Origin of the sequence: Rathayibacter sp. AY1A2 (assembly GCF_002930935.1) — a bacterium.
Taxonomy (GTDB): Bacteria; Actinomycetota; Actinomycetes; order Actinomycetales; family Microbacteriaceae; genus Rathayibacter.
In genome coordinates, this window is the sequence record NZ_PSTP01000022.1 from 39129 (window position 1) to 56802 (window position 17674).

A 17674-nucleotide genomic window follows, 5' to 3' on the forward strand; every position below is an offset into this window, starting at 1 on the left:
GCGCATGCGCGGCACGCAGAAAGGTGCGCAGTGACTGTCGTCGATCTCATCGCATTCATCCGGCGGAACTGGCGGACCCTCGTGGTCGCCGTGCTCGTCGGAGCCCTGGCGATGGCCGCCTTCTCGTTCCTCACTCCGAAGGTCTACGAGTCGAGCTCGGCCGGATTCGTGATCGCCGCGAGCGACGGCAGCTCGGCCGATGCGATCAGCGGGTCGCAGACCGCGGTGACCCGGGCCAACGCCTACCTGCCGCTGATCTCGAGCAGCGCCGTCTCCGAGCGGATCGAGGCCGACCCGGAGGCGAACCCCGGCGGGGAGGCCCTGAGCGGCCGCCTCACCGCGAGGGTCGCTCCGGGCAGCACCCTGATCGAGGTCACCGCCGCGGCCGGGACCGCGCAGAACGCCGCCGCCCTGGCCAACGGGGCGCTCGCGGCGCTGGCGGCCGTCATCACCGACATCGAGACGCAGTCCACCGCGGACCGCACACCGCAGATCACCGTCGTCCCGCTCGAGAACGCGGAGCCGCCCGCCGCCCCGACGAGCCCCGACTGGGTGCGGAACATCCTGCTCGGCGCCCTGGGCGGGCTCGTTCTCGGCTTCGGTCTCGCCTTCCTCCGCCGGGCCCTCGACATCCGCGTGCGGACCGTCGACGACCTCACCGAGCTCTTCGGCGTCGGCGTCCTCGGCCGCATCCCCAAGGCGGGACGCCCGGGCCGGACCGGCGGCCGCCGCGGCACCGACGCGCTCACCGCGGAGGCGTTCCGCTCGCTCCGGACGGGCCTGCGCTTCTCCAGCGTCGACGAGGAGACGCGCAGCGTCGTGATCACCAGCGCCAACCAGGCCGAGGGCAAGTCCACGATCGCCGCCGGACTGGCCCGCGTCACCGCGGAGTCCGGGCAGCGCACCCTCCTGGTCGACGCGGACCTCCGCCGGCCCTCCGTGGCGCGGATGCTGGACATCGACGGCGCCATCGGCCTCAGCGAGGTCCTCAGCCACCAGATCCCCGTGGACGACGCGATCCGCCCCACCGGCACCGCGGGCCTCTACGCCCTCCCGGCCGGGCACATCCCGCCCAACCCGTCCGAGATGCTCGGCTCCGAGGCGATGCGCGCCCTGGTCGCGCGCCTCTCGAAGGACTACTTCGTCGTCATCGACGCGCCGCCCGTGCTGCCCGTCACCGACGCCTCCATCGTCGCGACCGTCGTCGACGGCGTCGTCTTCGTCGTCGCCTCGAACCAGACGCGCCGGCCCGAGGTCGTCGCCGCCCGGCGGATCGTCCAGCAGGTCCGCGCCCGCGTGCTCGGCACCGTGCTCAACATGGTCACCGCCCGCGACGGCGACACCGGGTACTACTACTACGACCGCAAGAACGCGTACTACGCCGAGCCGCAGCCGGCGACGGGGCGCAAGCGCGCGGCGACGGCACCGCGCCGGTCCGAGCTCGCCCCGGTGGAGTCGCGAGCCCTGCCTCCGCAGACGTCCCGCCGGGCGGCTCGATGAGCGGGCGCCTGCTCCTGCTCTGCCATGCGAACGTGGCCCGGTCGCCCTCGGCCGAGCTGATCGCGGCGCGCCTGCTCGGCGCCGGCTCCGACTGGCGGGTCGAGAGCGCGGGAACGCACGCGGAGGTCGGCCGCGGGCTCGACCCCGAGCTCAGCGATGCGCTGCGGGCCCGCGGGCTCTCCACGGCCGGGCACCGCGCGCGCCAGGTCGACGGCCGGATGCTCGCCGGCACCGACCCCGTGCTCGTGTTCGAGGCGGGCCAGCGCGAGTGGGTCACCCGCCACTTCCCGGCCGCCGCGCGGCGCACCACCACGGTCCGCCGGGCGGCGCGGCTGGCGGGAGCCGCCCCCGGCGTCCCGCTCCTGCGGCTGCTCGCCGACGACACCGCCCCCTACGGCGCCGAGGACGACTTCGCCGACCCGTTCGGGCGCGGACCGGACGTCGCCGCGGCGGCCGTCGAGGACATCGACGCCCTGCTCCGGGTGATCCTCCCCGCTCTCGGCGCTCTGCCCGTCGGCGCGGAGCCCCCGGCCGCCACCGTCCGGAGCACCCGCCGCTCGCTCCGCCGGGATCGCGCCGCCGAGACGGTCGCGAGGTGACCGCCGAGGGGGTGAGCGTCGTGATCCCGCACTACGGCGACCCCGCGCCCGCGCTCGCCCTCGTCGAGCGGCTCCGCAGCCAGGAGTCGCCCCCCGCCCTCGAGATCGTCGTCGTCGACGACGCCTCCCCGGTCCCGTTCCCGGCCGGGAACGACGGAGTGGAGGTCGTGCGGCGCGAGCGGAACGGCGGCTTCGGCGCCGCGGTGAACACGGGCGCCGCCCGGGCGCGCCACCCGCTGCTCCTGGTGCTCAACAGCGACCTCGTCGTCGGACCCTCCTTCCTCCGCGACCTGCTCGAGGCGGGACGGCCGTGGCTGCCCGCGGTCGTCGCTCCGGACCTCGTCGACGCGGGCGGGGAGCGGCAGTGGGTCGGCCGGCGCTTCCCGCGGCTGCGCCACTACGTCGTGGAGTGGCTCACTCCGCTCGCGCGCTGGCGCCCGCGGCTGCACGCCGCCGTCGGCCACGACACCCGGTGCGCCCCGGGCGCGACGGTGCCGGTGGACTGGGTGGTGGGCGCCGTGATGCTGCTGCCGGTGGCCGAGTTCCGCGCGGTCGGCGGGTTCGACGAGTCCTTCCACATGAACTGCGAGGAGGTCGACCTCCAGCGCCGGCTGCGCGAGCGCGGCGTGCCCTCGGTCTTCGCCGGCTCCGTCGTCGCCGAGCACACGGGAGGCGGCTCCTCCGACCCCGCGCGCCGGCTGGTCTGGCTGGTCGCCTCGCGCCTGCGCTACGCCCGCAAGTGGGGCGGACGCCCCGCCGCCCTCGCCGCGGCCCTGCGCGCCGCCTCCGCCGTGAACCTCGCCGCCAACGCGGTGCGCGCCGCCGCCGGCAGCGACGTGCGCCCGCTGGCCGTCCTCCGGCGCGAGCTCCGGCTCGTCGCCGCCGCCGAGGCGGCGTCCCGGTGAGCGGGCCCGTGCTCGTGGTGAGCCCGGTCTTCCACGGCTACTGGGAGGCGCTCGAGTCGGCGCTGGCCCACCTGGGCGACGACGTGGTCGTCCACCGCTACGACGCCGCGACCGGGCTGGGCCACGTGCGCGACGCCCTCGGCCACCGGCTCCCCGGGGGCCGGCTCCGGCGCTCGTCCATGCGCGCCGAGACCGACCGCGCGATCGCGGCGCTGCGGGCCGTCCGGCCCCGGGCCGTCCTCGTGGTGAAGGGCGACTCCCTCGGCGACGCCTGGTGGGAGGAGATCGGCCGCGCCGGCGTCCCCGTGGTGCTCTGGCTCTACGACGAGCTCCGCAACATGGGGCACCCCGTCGACCGTCTGCGCTCCCTCGCCGGGGAGGCGGTGTCGATCGTCAGCTACTCCGCCGCCGACGTCGCCGAGCTCGCCCGCGCGGGGGTTCCGGCCGGGCACCTGCCCGACGCCTTCGACTCCCTCCTCTCCTTCCGCCCCCGCCCCTCCTCCGCGGTGACCTTCGTCGGCGCCCGCTACCCCGAGCGCGAGCGCGTGCTGCGGGAGCTCGCGGCCGGCGGGGTCGCGGTCGAGGCGTACGGGCGGCAGTGGTCGCGCCATCCCTGGGACGTGGCGCGCACCGGCCGCTGGCGCTCGGCCGGCGTCCCCGCCCGCCGCGACGTCCCGCGGGCGGGCTACTACGGAGTGATGGCCGGCTCGACCGCGACCCTGGCTCTGCACGGCGCGGGCCACGGCGGACTCTCGATGCGCGCCTTCGAGGCGCCGGGCGTCGGGGCGCTGACCCTGATCGACCGGCCCGAGGTGGCGGAGTTCTACGAGGTGGGCAGCGAGGTGCTCGTCTTCGAGGAGCGCGACCAGCTCGTCGAGCACGTGCGGCGGGCGGGCGCGGACCCCTCGTGGGCGCGGCGCATCCGCGAGGCGGGCGCGCGCCGCACCGGCGCCGAGCACACCTTCGTGCACCGGATGCGGGAGGTGAGGGCCCTGTGGCGCTGACGCACCCGACCGACCTGGAGGCCTGGCGCCGCTGGCAGCGCGGCCGCGACCCGCTGCGCACCGCCCGGGCGGCGCTGCGGCGCTCCGAGCCGACCCGCCTGGTGCTGCACGTGCGCGGCGACCGGCCCGCCGTCCTGCTCGCGGTGGAGGCGTCGACGGCGAGCGCCCTCGCCTCGACCGCGGCCTCGCTCGCTCCTCTCGGCGGGGCTCCCGCGGCGGTCCTCGCTCCCTCCGGAGCCGGCGACGCGCTGTCCGGGCTGCTGCCGGGCCGCTGGAGTGCGCACCCGGTCGACCCGGAGGCGGACCCGCCCGCCGAGCTGCGGAGCCTCCGCGCCGTGATCGCCACCGGCCACTTCCTCGCGGCGGGAGCGGCCGCCCACCGCTGGTCCGCGATCCTCGGCGCCCGCTTCCTGGTCGTGCAGCACGGGCTGCTCACCCCCTCCGCCCCGCCGCTCCCGCCCGGAGCGACACTGCTGGCGTTCTCGGAGGAGGACGCGGCCTTCTGGACCTCCGGCCGCAGCGACGTGGAGACCGAGGTCGTCGGCAGCCAGCTGCTCTGGACCGCGTCGCGCCGCCCGCGTCCCGAGAGGCTCGAGGAGCGGCCCCTGTTCCTCGGCCAGCTGCACGGCGCGGAGCTGCCCCGGCGGACGGCCGCGGCCACCGCCTCCCGCTTCTGCCGCGAGGCGGGCGCCGACTACCGCCCCCACCCCGCCGAGGTCGACCGCCGCTCGCGCTGGCAGCACGCGCGGTGGGAGCGCCGCGGCATCCGGGTGCTCCGCGGCGGCGACCTCGCCGCGCAGGCCCGGCCGGTCGCCTCGATCTTCTCGACCGGGGTCCTCGAGGCCGCGGCCGCCGGGATCCCCGCGTGGGTCGTCTGCGAGGACCCGCCCGCCTGGGTGCTCGAGTTCTGGAGCCGGTACCGGCTCGCGCGCTGGGGCGGGCAGACGCCGACCGCGGCTCCGCCCGTCCCGGCCGTCGAGCCGGCCGTCGCCGTCGCCCGCCGGGCACTCGCCATCGCCGAAGGAGGCACCCCGTGACCGTTCTCTGCGTCATCCCCGTGCGCGGGGGCTCGAAGGGCGTCCCGCGCAAGAACGCCCGCCCCGTCGCTGGCCGCCCGCTGGTGGTCTGGAGCATCGAGCAGGCGCTCGCCGCCGGTCTCGACGTGCTCGTGTCGACCGACGACCCCGAGCTGGCCGCGATCGCGGAGGGGGCGGGAGCGGACGTGCCGTTCCTCCGGCCCGCCGAGCTGGCGCGCGACGAAACGGCGACCGAGCCCGTCGTGCTCCACGCGATCGAGCACCGGGCCGCGCTGGGCCGCCGCCCGGACGCGGTGATGCTCCTCCAGGCGACCTCGCCGATCCGGCTCCCGGGCACCCTCGCCCGCGCGCTCGAGCAGTTCGCCTCGACGGCGGTCGACTCGCTGGTGGGCGTCGTCCCGCAGACGCCGTTCCTCTGGCGCCTGCAGGAGGGCGCCTCCGTGCCGCAGTACGACGTCACGGCCCGCCCGCGGCGCCAGGACCTCGCCGAGGCCGACTTCTTCTACCGGGAGACCGGGTCCCTCTACCTCACCCGCACCGAGGTCTACGAGCGCGAGCGCAACCGGATCGGCGGCCGGGTCGGCCTGTTCGTCATGGACGAGGCGGAGGGCGGGGACATCGACACCGAGGCGGACCTCGCGGTGGTCGAGCAGACCCTCCTCGGCCTCGCGGCGGGAGGCGGCGCATGATCATCGACCGCCACCTCGCCCCGTTCATCGTCTTCGCCGAGGACCCGGTGCTCACCGCGCTGGCCAAGATCAACGCGAACAAGCAGCGGATCGTCTTCTGCGTCGACGGGCACGGGATCCTCCGCGGGTCGGTGTCCGACGGCGACTTCCGCCGCTGGATCATCGCGAACCCGACGGCCTCCCTCGACGTCCCGGCCCTCGCCGTCGCGAACACCGCCGTCCGCACGGCGGGAGCGGACGAGCCGGCCACCGCGATCGCCGCCCGGCTCGGCCGCGACGGGATCAGCCACCTCCCGCTCGTCGACGACCGCGGGCACCTCGTCGCGATCGCGGTCGAGGGCGATCGGGCGCTGCGGATCGGCCGCCACGAGGTGGGCGACGGCCACCCGGCCTTCCTGATCGCGGAGATCGGCAACAACCACAACGGCTCGGTCGATCTGGCGCGGCGGCTGGTCGACCTCGCGGTCGAGGCGGGAGCCGACGCGGTGAAGTTCCAGCTGCGCGACCTCGACTCCCTCTACCGGCGCGCCGGCGGGGCCACCGCGGGGGAGGACCTCGGCGCCCAGTACACGATCGACCTCCTGCGCCGCTTCTCGCTGCCCGCCGAGCCGCTCCTCCGGGTCTTCGACCACGCGGCCGAGGCCGGGATCGACGTCCTCTGCACCCCGTGGGACGCCCCGAGCGTGCAGGCGCTCGTCGACTACGGGATCCCGGGTCTCAAGATCGCCTCGGCGGACCTCACCAACCACGGCCTGATCGAGGACGCCGGCACCCGGGGGCTGCCCCTGCTGCTCAGCACCGGGATGTCCCGCGAGTCCGAGATCCTCGAGTCGGTCGCGCTGCTGCGCTCGCTCGGCACCTCCTTCGCCCTGCTGCACACCCAGTCGACGTACCCGGCGCCCTACCGCGACCTGAACCTCGCCTACCTCGACCGGCTCGCCGAGATCGGCGGCGGCGTCGTCGGCTACTCCGGCCACGAGCGGGGCTGGCACGTCCCCGTCGCCGCCGTCGCCCGCGGGGCCCGCATCGTCGAGAAGCACTTCACGGTCGACCGGGGGATGGAGGGCAACGACCACACGGTGTCCCTGCTCCCGGACGAGTTCCGCCGCATGGTCGGCGAGATCCGCGACATCGAGGACTCGCTCGGCACGCGCGACGCCCGATCGGTCTCGACGGGGGAGTCGATGAACCGCGTCTCGCTCGCGAAGTCGCTGGTCGCCTCCCGCGACCTCTCGATCGGGGACGTGGTGCGCGCCGCCGACGTCGTCGTCCGCAGCCCCGGCCGGGGCCTCCAGCCCAACGAGCTGCCGCAGCTGCTCGGCCGCGCCCTCCACCGCGACGTCGAGGAGGGCGGGTTCTTCTTCGCCGGCGACCTGCGCGAGAGCACGCCGTCCGGCCGGCCGTTCCGGTTCCGCCGCCCCTGGGGCCTGCCGGTGCGGTACCACGACCACGCGGCGCTCGCCGCGGAGTCGAACGCCGACTTCCTCGAGTTCCACTTCTCGTACCGCGACCTGGAGATCGAGCCGGACGACGTGTTCACCCGCCGCCTCGACTCCGGCTTCACCACCCACCTGCCGGACCTGTTCGCGGGCGACTTCCTCGTCGACCTCGCCTCCTTCGACGACGACGTGTGGGAGCGCTCGATCGCGGAGGTGCAGCGCACCGTCGAGACCACCCGGAGCCTCGCGCGCTGGTTCCGCCAGGAGGAGGACCCGATGATGGTCGTCACGATGGGCGGCTTCACCCGCCACGCGCACGTGGCTCCGGATCAGCGCGCTCCCCTCTACGAGCGCGTCGCCGACGCCCTCGAGCGCATCGACACGAGCGGCGTCCGCGTGCTGGCGCAGACCCTCCCGCCCTACCCGTGGCTCATGGGCGGGCAGCAGTTCCACAACCTCTTCGTGGACCCGCGCGACACCGCGGAGTTCGCGGCCGCGACCGGCACGCCGCTCTGCCTCGACGCCTCGCACACCAAGCTCGCGGCGAACCACCTCGGGCTCGCCTTCTCGGAGGCGGTGGCGCTGCTCGCTCCGCTCAGCGCGCACCTGCACCTCGTCGACGCGACGGGTGTCGACGGCGAGGGGGTGCAGATCGGCGAGGGCGAGATCGACTGGCCGGACTTCGCGGCGTCGCTCGACGAGCTGGCGCCCGGGGTGCCGTTCATCCCCGAGATCTGGCAGGGGCACGTCAACAGCGGCGAGGGCTTCTGGACCGCGCTCGAGCGGCTGGAGGAGTGGCTGTGACCCCGCTCGCGCTCTGGGCGGTGCCGGTCGGCGAGTTCGGCGGGGTGGCCCGCCACGTCCTCGACGCCGCCCGGCACGGGATCCCCGGCCACCGGCTCGTCGTGCTCTGCCCGGAGGGAGCGCTCGCCGAGCGGCTGCGGGAGCAGGGCTCGGCCGTGACGACCGGGCGCTTCGGAGTGTCCGCCGGTGCCGCCGCCTCCGTGGCGACCCTGCGCGCGACCGCGGCGGCTCTCCGCCCGGCGGTCGTCCACTCCCACCTCGCCCACGCCGACCTCGTGACCGCGGCGACCCCGCTGCCCCGCGGGGTCCGCCGCGTCACGACGGAGCACGGCATCGCCGGGCCCGACGTCTACCACCGCACCGCACTGCGGGCGCGGACGACCGCGGCGGCGCACCACGCGCGGCTGCGGTCCTTCGACGGCGCGATCGCCGTCTCGGAGGCCACCCGCCGCACCATGATCGAGAAGTGGCGGCCGAGCCTGCCGGTGCAGGTCGTGCTCAACGGAGTCGACGCCGCGCCCCGCGACCGCGAGCCGGGGGAGCCGGGCTCCCTCCGGGTCCTCTCGCTCGCGCGCCTGGCGCCGGAGAAGCGCCTGGACGCGCTGCTCGAGGCCTTCGCGGTGCTGCACCGGCGCGTCCCCGGCGCCACGCTGACCGTCGCGGGCGAGGGACCGCTCGACGGCGCCCTGCGCGCCCGGGCCGAGCGGCTCGGCCTCGGCGACGCGGTGTCCTTCCCCGGCTTCGCCGATCCGGAGGCGGCGCTCGCCGCGGCGGACGTCGTCGCCCAGCTCTCGGTCTGGGAGAACTGCTCCTACACGCTGCTCGACGCGGCCGCCCGCGGGATCGGCGTGGTCGCCTCCGCGGTGGGCGGGAACCCCGAGATCGTCGAGCGGGACTCGCTGGTCGACGCCGACGACCCGGAGGCGGTGGCCGCGGCGCTGGAGCGGCAGGCGTCGAGAGCCGCGGCTCCTCGCGCCGTGCGGGACGTCGCCGCCATGTGCGGCGGGATCGCCGCCGTGTACGAGGGGGTGGCGGCGTGAGCGGCGGGTCCCTGCGACCGGGACTGCGCACCCTCCTCTCGCTGGCCGGTGCCGCCTCTCCGGGCTGGATCACCGCCGCCGTCGCGGGCTCCCTCGCGCTCGCGGTCCTCGACACCCTGGGCGTCGCCGCGATGGTGCCGCTCATGGCGCTGCTCACCGGGACCGACACCACCACGGGCGCGCTCGGCGTCCTCTCCGGCGTCCTCGGCTCGACGGACGTCCAGACCCTCCTCCCGATCATCGCCGGCTTCGTCGCGGTCGTCTTCGTGCTCAAGAGCGCCGGGACGATCGTCTTCCGGTGGTGGCTGCTCGGCCGCACCACGCGGATATCGGCCGACGCTGCGACGGAGCTGCTCCGGCGGTACGTCCTCGCGCCCTACGCCGTCCACCGCTCCCGGCGCCTCGCCGAGGTGTACCGGACCATCAACGACGCCAGCGCGCAGGCGGCCGGCGTGCTCCTCGGCGTGATCGGCATCGCCTCCGACCTGCTGGTGCTCGTCGCGATCGTGGCGATCCTGCTGGTCGCCTCGCCGGTCGCGACCCTGTTCGCGGCCGTCTTCTTCGCGGTGCTGCTCGGCGGCGTCCAGGCGCTCCTGCGGCGGCGGCAGGGCCGGATCGGCGAGGAGATGGCGGAGGCCGCGCTGGAGTCGTGGCAGTTCCTGCTCCCCTCGCTCGACGGGTTCCGCGAGGCGCGCCTGACCTCGAGCGCGGCGAGCCTGGTCGCCGGCTTCAGCGGGGCCAAGCGCCGCAGCGCCCAGGCTCTGCGCTCCCTCTCGCTCGTCTCGGAGCTGCCGAAGTACCTGCTCGAGATCGGCTTCGTCGTCGCCGTCGTGGGCGTCTCGGGGATCCTCGTCGCCACCGGCTCCGGCGCCGAGGCGCTCTCCGTCCTGGGCGTCTTCGCGGCCGCCTCCCTCCGCGCCCTGCCGACGCTCAACCGCGTCTCGGCCACGTTCGCGATCGTGCGCAGCGGGCAGGCGGGGCTGCGGATCGTCTCCGAGGCGGCCGAGGAGCTCGCCTCCGAGGGGGCGCACGACGAGACGCCCGGGCCGGGCGGCCGCTACTCCGGCGACATCGCGCTCGAGCACGTCACGTACCGCTACGCCGACTCCGACGTGGACGTGGTGCGGGACGTCTCGCTGGTGATCCAGCGGAACGCCACGACCGCCTTCGTCGGATCCAGCGGCGCCGGCAAGAGCACCCTCCTCGACCTGGTCCTCGGCCTGCTCCCGCCCACGAGCGGCCGGATCCTCTGCGGCGGGCGGCCGATCGACGAGGACCCCGCGGCCTGGTACGCGGGGCTCGGCGTGGTGCCGCAGGACGTGTTCCTCCTGGACGCGACCGTCGCCGCGAACGTCGCCTTCGGGGTCCCGGCGGCCGAGGTCGATCACGAGCGCGTGCGCGAGGTGCTGCGGACGGCGCAGCTCGAGGAGTTCGTCGGCGGGCTGCCGCAGGGTCTGGACACCCGCGTGGGCGAGCGCGGCGTCCGCCTCTCCGGCGGCCAGCGCCAGCGGCTCGGCCTCGCCCGGGCGCTGTACCGGCGCCCCTCCGTCCTCGTCCTCGACGAGGCGACCTCGGCGCTCGACAACCGCACGGAGCACGAGATCTCGCGTGCCGTCGCCGAGCTGCACGGCAGCATGACCGTCCTTGTGGTCGCCCACCGGCTCTCGACCGTGCGCGGCGCCGACCGGCTGCTCTTCCTCGACGGCGGCCGGATCGAGGGGGCCGGCACCTTCGAGGAGGTGCGGGCCGCGCACCCCGGCTTCGCCCAGCTCGTAGCGCTCGGAGAGCTCTCGTGAGCGGGGGAGGCCCGCGGTGGTGACGCTCGGCGACGTCCGCTCGGCGCTGCTGGCGCCCCTCCGCCGACGGGGCACGACGGTGCTGCTGCCCGGCGAGTCGTTCGGGGTCGGGAACCTCGCCTACTTCTGGCTGCAGGCCCACGCCCGCCGGGGCCGCGGGGTGCCGACCGCGGTGCGCGCGACGCGGAGGACCGCGGAGTGGGCGGAGGTCTTCCCGCGGGTCCTCGAGGAGCTCGTGGTGCCCCCGGCGGAGATGTCGTTCTTCAGCCCCCGCGAGCTCGGGAGCGTCCACCAGGAGCTCGGCGTGGAGTTCACGACGGATGAGCTGGCGGACTTCGTCGCGACGATGCTGCTCCCGCCCGGCGGCTCCTTCACCGCTCTGGTGGCGGCGGCGCGACCGGAGGCGGACCTCACCCTGAACATCCGGCGCGGCGACTACTACAGCGTCCCGGCCTTCCGCGGCCGCTACTCCTTCGACGTGGTCGAGTACGTCGACGCGGCGCTCGCCCTGGCCCGCGAGCGGGAGCCCGTGCGCAGCGTCCTGATCGTGTCGGACGACCTCGACTGGTGCCGGGTGAAGCTGGCCCGCGTCCTCGAGGGCCTCGAGGTGCGCTTCCCGGGGGCGGGGACGCCGGTGCCGCAGCAGCTCGCCCTGCTGGCCGCGTCCCGCCGCCTCGTGCTGACGAACTCGACCTTCTCGTACTGGGGCGCTCATCTCGGCGACCACGTGCACGGCGGCGCCGACGTGATCGCGCCGTGGTTCCACAGCCGCGCGTGGAACGGAGGGGCGGCGACGCAGCTCGACCCGCGCTGGCGGGTGGTCCGCGACCTCCCCGGCGGCTGGGACGGCTGACGCGGCGGGTCGGAGGCGGGCGGCTCCGGGGCGCGACCGGGCGTGGACGGCCGCGGGCTCTCGGCTCCGGGCTCGCGGCTCCGGGCTCTCAGCGCAGGATGTGGCCCTCGACGTCGACGGGAGCCCGGGCGGTGAGGCGCTTCAGCCGCATCGCGGGGCGCTCGACCAGCAGCCAGCTCGCCCACGCGAGGGGGACCGTCGCTGCGACCGAGAGCGCGATGTAGGCCCAGAGCGGCACGTCGGCTCCGGCTCCGACGATCGCCAGCGAGAGCAGCTGCTGCACGGGGAACGCGTAGATGTACATCCCGTAGGAGACGTCGTGGGTCGCGCCCACTCGGCGCAGGGGGAGCCGGGCGCCGAGCGCGATCATCAGATAGGCGAGGGGGAGGCCGGCGAGCACGCTGTAGAGGCCGGTCGCGATCACCAGGACGAGCAGCACGGCCGCGACGGCGGTGAGCGCGCCCGTCAGGGGGAGGCGGTCGCGGTACAGGTGCACGAGCGCGCCGGCGAGGAAGTACCCGACGAGCGTCACCGTCTGGTTGAGGGGCGCCGGGAACGGGACGAGGTCCGTCGCGAGCACCGCCGCGACGAGGGTGAGGCCCGCGAATCCCGCGACCACGAGGGGGCGCACCCAGCGCGCGGGCGCCAGGGAGACGAGCAGGCCGATCACGACGTAGCTGACGAACTCGTAGAACAGGCTCCAGAGCGAGCCGTTCCACGCGCCCGGGTAGGGCACGGAGCCGAGCATCCCCGCGATGCCGTACTCCCGGATGTAGAGGGCCGCATTGGCGACCACGAAGCGCACCGCCCCGGCCGCGCTGTACTCGCCGGCTCCGAGGAGGAGCGACGCGAGCGGTGCGGCGACGAAGGCCACGACCAGGAGCGAGACGAGGAAGGCGGGATGGATGCGGAGGAAGCGCCGCCAGAGGAAGTCGACCAGCGATCGCGAGCGCAGCCGGCTCGCGGTGATCAGGAAGCCGGAGGTGGCGAAGAACCCGCCGACCGCCCAGGCGCCGAGGGTCGAGCCGCCGAACCCGGGGTCGTCGCCGTAGCCGCCGAGGGGGAAGGAGTGCGACACGATGACGAGGACCGCCAGCCCGAGCCGCAGGGCGTTGATGCTGTTCGACCGCGGGTCGAAGGCGGAGCCGACGGTCGGGCGCGTGCGTGGCGCGCGGGCGGGCGCGGCGGTGCGCCGGCCGTTCTCCTGGCGGGTCATGCGCACATCCTGCTGACCCCGGCCGCCGCCGTCGATCGGGCGTGGGACGCGCCGCGCTCCTCCCGGAGGGCCCGCGCACCAGCAACGACGCGCGCTCCACCCCTGCGGACCCGCCGCGGAGCTGACGCGGACTGACGTGCGGCCTGCGGCTGATCCCTCTCCGCCCCGTCGTCCCTCCGTCTCCCTCTGCCGCGAGACGCCGCTCCGGTACGCGACACGCCGGAGCGGGCGTACCGGAGCGGCACCTCGTGGCAGGCGGTCGGATCACGCCGGTCGGATCACGCCGGTCAGAGCAGCCCGTCCGTGAGGTGGTCCGGCGTGCCGAAGCGGTGGGCCGTGATCGACACGGCCTGCTCGCGGAGGAACGGCAGCAGCTCCAGTTGGCCCGCCTCGGTCGCCGGGCCGGCGTAGACCGCGAGGTCGGGGCGCCCGCCCGTCACGGCCGTCACCGTCGCGGCGGACGCGCCCAGCAGGCGCACCCGTCCGGCGCCGTGCGCGCGCACCCGCGCCTCCCACGCCGCGTCGTCCTCGACCACGACGGCGCCGGCCGCCTCGTCGAGACCGGCGGCGAGCTGCGGAGGCAGCGCCGCGGCGCTCGAGACGACCACCCGTGCCTGCGCGGTCGCCGCCGCGACGGCCACCCGCACGAGCGAGCCCAGCGGCTCCCCGGCGGCCAGGCGCACCAGCACGGCGGAGTCGTAGGGCAGGCGGCGGAAGACGTTGCGCTCCGCCTCCAGCCCCGTCACGTCGCGAGGAGCGCCCGCGGCCCGCGCCGCCGCGCAGCTGCGCGCCGTCCGCTCCACCGCGGCGTGCTCCTCCGCCGGGAGCTCCGCGCGCGACGCGGCGAGCAGGCGGGCGGCCGGTCCGACGACGGGAGCGGTCGCCTCCGACGGCGCCGCGGTCCACGAGCCCAGGCCGAGCAGGTAGTCCGGCCCGCCCGCCTTGGTGCCCGGGCCGACCGCCGACTTCTTCCAGCCGCCGAACGGCTGGCGCTGCACGATCGCCCCGGTGATCCCGCGGTTCACGTAGAGGTTGCCCGCCTCGATCCCGTCGAGCCAGGTGCCGATCTCCTCCGGGTCGAGCGCGTGCAGGCCCGAGGTGAGCCCGTAGTCGACCTCGTTGACGATCGCGATCGCCTCGTCGAGGGTCGCCGCCGTCATGATCCCGAGGATCGGCCCGAAGTACTCGGTGCGGTGGAACTCGGAGCCGCGGCGCACGCCGTCGCGGACGCCGGGGCTCCACAGGCGTCCGGAGTCGTCGAGGCTCCGCGGCTGCAGCAGCCAGGTCTCACCGGCGCCGAGCCCGGTCAGGCCGCGCAGCAGCTTGCCCTCGGCGGGTTCGATCACCGGCCCCATCCGCGTCGCGGGGTCGGTCGGGTAGCCGACCGTGAGGGAGGAGACCGCGTCGAGCAGCTGCGCGCGGAACCGCTTCGAGCGAGCGACGGAGCCGACCAGCACGACGAGCGAGGCGGCGGAGCACTTCTGGCCCGCGTGCCCGAAGGCGCTCGCCACCACGTCCTTCACCGCCAGGTCGAGGTCGGCCGAGGGGGTGACCACGATCGCGTTCTTGCCGCTCGTCTCGGCGAGCAGCGGGAGGTCGTTCCGGAAGGAGCGGAACAGCTCCGCCGTCTCGTAGGCGCCGGTGAGGATCACGCGGTCGACCTGCGGGGAGGCGATCAGGTCGCGCCCCAGCTCCTCCTCCGGCAGGCGGAGCAGGCGCAGGGCCTCGCGGGGCACGCCCGCCGCCCACAGCGCCTCGGCCACCACGGCGCCGCAGCGCGCGGTCGGACCGGCGGGCTTCAGCACCACGGCGGAGCCGGCCGCGAGCGCCGCGAGGACGCCGCCGGCCGGGATCGCGACCGGGAAGTTCCACGGCGGAGCGACCAGGGTCAGCGCGGCCGGGTGGAAGCGGGCGCCGTCGACCGCGTCGAGCTCGAGGGCGCGCTCGGCGTAGTAGTGGGCGAAGTCCACGGCCTCCGAGACCTCGGGGTCGCCCTGGTCGAGGGTCTTGCCACCCTCGGCCGCCATGACCTCGAGCAGCTCGGCGCGGCGCGCCTCCAGCTCGTCGCCCGCGCGGTGCAGGATGCGGGCGCGCTCCTCGGCCGGGACGTCGCTCCAGCCGCTGCCGCGGGCGCCGGAGAGCACCGACTCCAGCTCGTCGAGGGTGACGATCGTGGCGGCCTCGATCGCGTCGGCGCCGGCCCGGGAGGAGGGGACGCGCGCGAGGATCGCCTGCGCCCACTCGCGGTTCGCGGCGACGGACGGGTCGGTGTCGGGGGTGCTGCGGAAGTCGCCCGGTCCCGGACGGCCGCTCGCGGCGAACCGGTCGGGCACGCGGTGCGCCGGGGGGACGGCCCCGTCGAGGGCGGCGACGGAGGCGCGGAACCGCTCCTCCTCCCGCGCGAAGAGCGCCGGGTCGGCCTCGAGCTCGAAGACGGCCGACATGAAGTTCTGGCTCGACGCGCCCTCCTCCAGCCGGCGGATCAGGTAGGCGATCGCCACGTCGAACTCGGCCGGCGCGACGACCGGCGTGTAGAGCAGGAGCGAGCCGACCGTGCGGCGCACCGCCTCCGCCTGGCCCTGGGCCATGCCGAGGAGCATCTCGTACTCGATCCCCTCGCGGACGCCGCGGGTGCCGGCGAGCAGCCACGAGTACGCGACGTCGAAGAGGTTGTGCCCGGCGACGCCGACCCGCACGTTGCGGATCCGCTCCGGGTGCAGCGCGTAGTCGACGACGCGCTTGTAGTTCGTGTCGGAGTCCTGCTTGCTGCTCCAGGTCGCCAGCGGCCAGCCGTGGACCGAGGCCTCGACCTGCTCCATCGGCAGGTTCGCGCCCTTGACCAGGCGCACCTTGATGCCGGCGCCGCCGCGGGCCCGGCGGGCGGCGCTCCACTCCTGCAGGCGGATCATCGCCGAGAGCGCGTCCGGCAGGTAGGCCTGCAGCACGATGCCGGCCTCGAGACCGAGGAACTCCGGCCGGTCGAGGATGCGGGTGAAGACCGCGATGGTGAGGTCGAGGTCCTTGTACTCCTCCATGTCGAGGTTGATGAACTTCTGCGGCGAGGAGGCGGCGGCCCGGGCGAACAGCGGCGCCAGCTCTTCGACGATGTCGTCGACCGCGGCGTCGAAGGCCCACGGGTTGTGCGGGGCAGTGCTCGAGGAGACCTTGATCGAGACGTAGTCGACGTCGTCGCGGGCGAGGAGCCGGTGCGTCCCCTCCAGGCGGCGGTGGGCCTCCTCGCGGCCGAGGACGGCCTCGCCGAGCAGGTTCATGTTGAGCCGGACGCCGTCGCGGCGGATCGCGGCGATGGCCGGGCCCAGGCGGGAGTCGGTCGCGTCGATGATCAGGTGGCCGACCATCCGGCGCAGCACCCGGCGCGCGATCGGCACCACGACGTCCGGGAGGAGCGGCGCCATCACGCCGCCGAGGGCGACCGCGCCGCGCATCGGAGCCGGGAGGAAGGACGGCACGCCGCCCGCGATCGCCTTCAGCGCCGCTGCCGCGACGCGGGTGTCCTCGGGGCGGACGACGCCGTCGACGAAGCCGACCGTGAAGTCCAGGCCGGCCGGGTCCTTCAGCACGCCCGCCAGCTGCGCCCCGGAGGCGTCGATCGGGATCGCGGACGCCTCGCGCAGCCAGCGCCGCACCAGGGCGACGCTCTCGTCGACCAGGCGGGGATCGATCGAATCGGCGGACGGGCCGTCGGCCGCGGGGCCGGTGGCGAGAGCGGGGCTGGCGAGATCCGTCATGGTGCGGTCCTTCTGCTCTGAGGTGGGTGCCTTCAGTATTCGACCGACTACCGTTGAGCAGAAGCGACCGTTCCTTACCGGTACCGGTCAGCTCAGCTGAACGATCGGAGAGACGCCGTGCTCGATGTCCGCCGCCTGGTCCTGCTCCGCGAGGTGGCCATCCGCGGCACTCTCGCCGCCGCGGCCGAGGCCCTCGCCTACAGTCCCTCCGCCGTCTCACAGCAGCTCGCCGTGCTCGAGCGCGAGGCCGGCGTCGAGCTGCTGCGGAAGGCGGGCCGGCGCGTGCAGCTGACGCCCCAGGCCGAGATCCTGGTCGAGGCGGCCGGCGAGGTGATGGCCCTGCTCGAGCGGGCGGAGGCGGCGCTCGCGGCCTCGGGGGAGTCGGTGACCGGGCGGGTGCGCGTCGCGGTGTTCCAGTCGGCCGCGCTCGCGCTCATGCCGGGCGCGCTCCGGGCCGTCGCCGACCGCTTCCCGGAGGTGCGGGTCGAGATGGTGCAGCGCGAGCCGGAGGGTGCGCTGCACGAGACGTCGTGGGCGCGGGAGTTCGACCTCGTCGTCGCCGAGCAGTACCCCGGCCACTCGACCTCCTGGCTGCCCGGACTGGTGCGCAGCGACCTGACGACCGACGCGATCCGCCTCGCCGTGAGCCGCGACTCCGCCGTCGTCGACCTCGCCTCGGCCCGCGACTCCGCCTGGGTGATGGAGCCGCGCGGCACCGCGAGCCGCCACTTCGCCGAGCAGACCTGCCGGGTCGCGGGCTTCGAGCCGGACGTCCGCTTCGAGACCGCCGACCTGCAGGCGCAGATCCGACTCGCCGCCTCCGGCCACGCCGTCGCCCTGATGCCCGACCTGGTCTGGGCGGGCGAGGCGCCGGACTGCCGCCTCCTCGAGCTGCCCGGCACGCCCCGCCGCACGATCTTCACCGCCCAGCGCGAGGCGCAGCTGGCGTCGCCGGCCGTGCGGGTGTTCCGGGAGTGCCTGGCGGAGGTGGCGGGGCGTGCCGGGCAGCTCGAGGAGGCGGCAGTCCGGCGCCTCGCCCGCCC

General features: G+C 75.6%; 13 protein-coding genes. 11 read left to right on the forward strand and 2 right to left on the reverse strand.

What is annotated here, in order from left to right; all coding sequences use genetic code 11:
* The first annotated feature begins 30 nt into the window (after positions 1–30).
* Genes C5B93_RS14805 through C5B93_RS14850 form a run of 10 tightly spaced genes read left to right on the forward strand, consistent with a single transcriptional unit; the run spans position 31 to position 11666 of the window.
* Positions 31–1500, forward strand: coding sequence for a polysaccharide biosynthesis tyrosine autokinase (locus C5B93_RS14805; protein ID WP_104292779.1), 1470 nt, complete (start codon positions 31–33; stop codon positions 1498–1500).
* The gene (locus C5B93_RS14810) at positions 1497–2099 is read left to right on the forward strand and encodes a hypothetical protein (RefSeq protein ID WP_104258158.1); all 603 of its coding nucleotides are present in this window, start codon (positions 1497–1499) and stop codon (positions 2097–2099) included. Before C5B93_RS14805 ends, C5B93_RS14810 begins: the two co-directional genes overlap by 4 nt.
* Entirely contained in the window at positions 2096–3004 is a 909-nt protein-coding gene (locus C5B93_RS14815) for a glycosyltransferase family 2 protein (RefSeq protein ID WP_104258157.1), read from the forward strand. The genes C5B93_RS14810 and C5B93_RS14815 overlap by 4 nt, the downstream gene beginning before the upstream one ends.
* Positions 3001–4008, forward strand: coding sequence for a glycosyltransferase (locus C5B93_RS14820; protein WP_104292780.1), 1008 nt, complete (start codon positions 3001–3003; stop codon positions 4006–4008). The genes C5B93_RS14815 and C5B93_RS14820 overlap by 4 nt, the downstream gene beginning before the upstream one ends.
* Positions 3999–5045 carry a hypothetical protein gene (locus C5B93_RS14825; RefSeq protein WP_104258155.1) on the forward strand — a complete coding sequence of 349 codons (1047 nt, stop codon included), beginning with the start codon at positions 3999–4001 and terminating at the stop codon, positions 5043–5045. Before C5B93_RS14820 ends, C5B93_RS14825 begins: the two co-directional genes overlap by 10 nt.
* A complete protein-coding gene (locus C5B93_RS14830) occupies positions 5042–5734 on the forward strand; it encodes a cytidylyltransferase domain-containing protein (RefSeq protein ID WP_104292781.1) in 693 nt (230 codons plus the stop codon). Before C5B93_RS14825 ends, C5B93_RS14830 begins: the two co-directional genes overlap by 4 nt.
* Positions 5731–7977, forward strand: coding sequence for an N-acetylneuraminate synthase family protein (locus tag C5B93_RS14835; RefSeq protein WP_104292782.1), 2247 nt, complete (start codon positions 5731–5733; stop codon positions 7975–7977). Before C5B93_RS14830 ends, C5B93_RS14835 begins: the two co-directional genes overlap by 4 nt.
* Positions 7974–9017, forward strand: coding sequence for a glycosyltransferase family 4 protein (locus C5B93_RS14840; RefSeq protein WP_104292783.1), 1044 nt, complete (start codon positions 7974–7976; stop codon positions 9015–9017). The genes C5B93_RS14835 and C5B93_RS14840 overlap by 4 nt, the downstream gene beginning before the upstream one ends.
* Positions 9014–10813 carry an ABC transporter ATP-binding protein gene (locus C5B93_RS14845; RefSeq protein WP_104224510.1) on the forward strand — a complete coding sequence of 600 codons (1800 nt, stop codon included), beginning with the start codon at positions 9014–9016 and terminating at the stop codon, positions 10811–10813. The genes C5B93_RS14840 and C5B93_RS14845 overlap by 4 nt, the downstream gene beginning before the upstream one ends.
* Before the next feature lie 16 nt (positions 10814–10829).
* On the forward strand, positions 10830–11666 hold the full coding sequence (locus C5B93_RS14850) for an alpha-1,2-fucosyltransferase (RefSeq protein ID WP_104292784.1): 837 nt from the start codon (positions 10830–10832) through the stop codon (positions 11664–11666).
* Positions 11667–11754: 88 nt separating this feature from the next.
* Here the strand turns inward: C5B93_RS14850 and C5B93_RS14855 are convergent, their stop codons facing one another.
* Positions 11755–12882: an acyltransferase gene (locus tag C5B93_RS14855; RefSeq protein WP_104292785.1), complete on the reverse strand. Its 1128-nt coding sequence runs from the start codon at positions 12880–12882 to the stop codon at positions 11755–11757.
* 287 nt (positions 12883–13169) lie between these two features.
* Positions 13170–16631 (reverse strand): bifunctional proline dehydrogenase/L-glutamate gamma-semialdehyde dehydrogenase, encoded by a 3462-nt coding sequence (locus C5B93_RS14860; protein ID WP_104292786.1) that lies wholly within the window; start codon positions 16629–16631, stop codon positions 13170–13172.
* Between the two features lie 117 nt (positions 16632–16748).
* Between C5B93_RS14860 and C5B93_RS14865 the strand changes: the two genes are divergently transcribed.
* A partial coding sequence (locus tag C5B93_RS14865) for a LysR family transcriptional regulator (RefSeq protein ID WP_104292787.1) occupies positions 16749–17674 on the forward strand: 926 nt, incomplete at its 3' end.

What these genes read in the sequence shown, in the direction of transcription:
- C5B93_RS14810 (WP_104258158.1), top strand. Translation starts at nt 1,497, where the DNA reads ATGAGCGGGCGCCTGCTCCTGCTCTGCCATGCGAACGTGGCCCGGTCG.
- C5B93_RS14835 (WP_104292782.1), top strand. Translation starts at nt 5,731, where the DNA reads ATGATCATCGACCGCCACCTCGCCCCGTTCATCGTCTTCGCCGAGGAC.
- C5B93_RS14855 (WP_104292785.1), bottom strand. Translation starts at nt 12,882, where the DNA reads ATGACCCGCCAGGAGAACGGCCGGCGCACCGCCGCGCCCGCCCGCGCG.
- C5B93_RS14860 (WP_104292786.1), bottom strand. Translation starts at nt 16,631, where the DNA reads ATGACGGATCTCGCCAGCCCCGCTCTCGCCACCGGCCCCGCGGCCGAC.